The 2755-nt window shown below is 74.1% G+C and carries 2 protein-coding genes and 1 pseudogene; all 3 read right to left on the reverse strand.

The genetic code is table 11. The features are described 5' to 3' along the window. Window positions 1–1069 (reverse strand): annotated as a pseudogene (locus E1281_RS38995) (hypothetical protein); the annotation flags it as partial. A 146-nt stretch (window positions 1070–1215) separates the two neighbouring features. Continuing rightward, window positions 1216–2166, reverse strand: coding sequence for a serine hydrolase (locus tag E1281_RS39000; RefSeq protein ID WP_131884714.1), 951 nt, complete (start codon window positions 2164–2166; stop codon window positions 1216–1218). A 50-nt stretch (window positions 2167–2216) separates the two neighbouring features. Beyond that, window positions 2217–2755 (reverse strand): LysR family substrate-binding domain-containing protein (locus tag E1281_RS39005; RefSeq protein WP_165959316.1); only part of this gene is annotated, 539 nt, incomplete at its 5' end.

Here is a 2755-nt window from a genome sequence, read left to right on the forward strand (position 1 = left end):
GGACGCTCTTCAGCGTCTCGGTCAGCGGGTTGACGACGCGGCGGCGCGGCGCGTACAGCCGCCGCAGGTCGGTCTGGAACTGGCCGACCGGGATCCACTCCGCCTTCGGGAACCACGGGTCGCCGGGCAGCCCCTGAACGGTCGCGATGAACCGCATCGCCGTGTCGAGCCAGCCCCGGCAGGCGTCGGCAGCGCCCGCGACCAGCGCCTTGACGAGCCAGGCGCGCGTCCGCTCCTGCCAGGCGCCCGCCTTGAACCCGCTGCGCTCGGAAGCGAACCACCGCTGCAGTTCGAGGTACCGGTCCTCGCCCAGCGCGGCGGACAGCTCCGCCGGGACGTGCTCCAAGCTGCCCTGCAGCATCAGGTGGATCAGATGGACCTCGACGCCCTCCTTGCGCGGCGCCACCTCCATCAGCCGCTCGTAGGCGGCCAGCAGGCCCGCGCACACCCACTCCAGGTAGCCGACCGGGCCGAGCAGCTCGGGCACCGCCGTGACGATGTCGTCCCCGGCGTGCGCGTGCCAGAACTCCCGCAGCTCCATCTTCGGGACGTTCACGTCGCACACGGGCGCGTCGTCGTACAGCCGCAGCAGCGCCTTGCGGCGTTCCTCCAGCGGCTCGATGCCGTCCAGGACGGACAGGCAGTCGCGGGCCAGCTCGATCGCGAGTTCCCGGTCGGGGGCCTCGATCAGCCAGTCGACCGGGGGACGCCACCGCCCGCCCGGCGCGTCCCAGCGGGTCATCCGGGTGCTGAGAGGGCCCGGGTTCACCAGGTGGCGGTACAGCAGCCGCTCGGGGAGCTGCGACCACGAACCCGCCTTGATCGCGCCGCCGCCCGGCAGGAACGCCAGCATGCCGAAGATCTCCGCGGTGACCAGCGACGCCGGCAGCGTCAGGAGCTTGTGCTCGTCGGTGGTCAGCTCCGCGGCCCGCGGGTCGGCCGCCAGCCCGTCGATCCGGGCCGAGATCTCCTCGAACAGGCCGTCCGGGACGCGCCAGGGACCGTACGAGTAGACGTCGAGTACCGGCTCGTCGGTGAGCAGTAGCTCCAGATGCTCCGGCAGCCGCACGAATTCTCCCCAAGAGTGATCAAAGCCGGGGTACAGCTTATGTTTCCCGGAGGTGTGCTGGCTCAGCTGTCGCGCGGATCGGTTCGGGTGGATCGTTCGGGCGGATCGGTTCGGGCGGGTCGGCCCCCGGGCGCGTCCGGGGCCCGTCAGGGACGGCGGAGCGACTCCACGGCCAGCCGGGCCGCGGTGCCGATCACGGCGTCCGCCCGCGGCAGGACCGCGACCGGCAGCGGCGACCTGGTGAACACCGCGACGGCGTACCGGCCCCCGTCCGGGTACTCGACCGCGCCGACCTCGTTGCGGAGGGTCGGGAGCGTCCCGGTCTTGCCGCTCACGACGACGTCGTCGAAGGGGAACCCGGACGACAGGCGGTGCGGCCAGACCTGGAGCCCGAACAGCCGCCGCATCGCCGCGCAGCCGTCCGGCGGCGCGGCCTCGTCCCGCCAGATCATCGACAGCAGCCGGGTCATGTCGCGGGGCGTGCTGCGGCTCGTGCGCATCGGGTCGAGGGCGCGCAGCCTGGACGGCATGCCGGGCTCGTCCAGCCGGGCCCACACGTCCGCGAAGCTGGACACCCCGGCGTCCGCCAGCAGGGTCTCGTGCAGTTCGCGCCCGCTGACCTCCACGATCGTGTCGTGGAGCCCGAGCGCGGCGGCCGTCGCGTTGACCGCGTCCCGGCCGACCCGGTCGAGGACGGTGTCGGCGGCCGCGTTGTCGCTGACGGTGATCATCAGGAAGGTCAGGTCGCGGAGCGACATGCGCACCTCGTCCTGCATCCCCGACACCCCGGTCGGGCCGGCGGTGCGGTCCCGCGGGCGCAGCGTGACCGGCTCGGCCGGGTCGAGCAGGCCGCCGGCCGCCTGCCGGTGGAACGTGACGAGCAGCGGCACCTTGAACACCGAGGCGAGCACGACGGGTTCGCCGGCGCGGATCGCGACCTCCCGGCCGGTGTCGATGTCCGTGACGTGGAGGAAGCCGGTCACCCCGGCGGATCGGAACTCCGCCTCGATGCGCTGGGCCACGTCCGCCCGAACCTCGGTCGTGCTCTCTCTCTGCGGGGCGCCGGCCCCCCACGCCTCCGGGTTCGCTTCGCTCATGCCCTCTCTCTGTGGGGGGCCGGCCCCCCACGCCCCCCGGTCCGCTTCGCTCATGCCAGGAACCCCGAAGACGGCCGCGGAATCACGCGGCGGACGGGTGCGGCGTCCAGCGGCGTCATTCCGGCCTCGCTGCGCAGGACGGCGGTGGCGACGGCGGCGAAGTCCGCGATCGCGCGGGCGTGCTCGGGGTCGGCGGCCCGGCGCCACGCGCACGACGTCCGCCACGCCAGCGGCTCGCCCGCCAGCGGGCGCCACGTCACCCCGGGCGTGTCGTCGACGCGGGGGACCAGCGCCACGGCCGTTCCGGCGAGGACGAGCCCCAGCGCGAACTGCGGGTGCCGCGCCTCGTGGACGGCGGCGGGCGCGTACCCGTGCCTGCGGCACGCCGCCAGCAGGTCGTCATGGGCGCCGGGCGCCTCCTCGCGCGGGGACACCACGAGATCGCGCCCGCCGAGATCGGCGAGATGCACCTCGGGGGACGCGGCCAGACGCGAGCCGGTGACCGGTGTCGTGGGTGAACTGGTGGTGGGTGAACTGGTGGTGGGCGTGCCGACAGGGTCCGCGGCGGAGTCCGGGGCGGGGTCCGGGG

Origin of the sequence: Actinomadura sp. KC345 (genome assembly GCF_004348515.1) — a bacterium.
GTDB lineage: Bacteria > Actinomycetota > Actinomycetes > Streptosporangiales > Streptosporangiaceae > Spirillospora.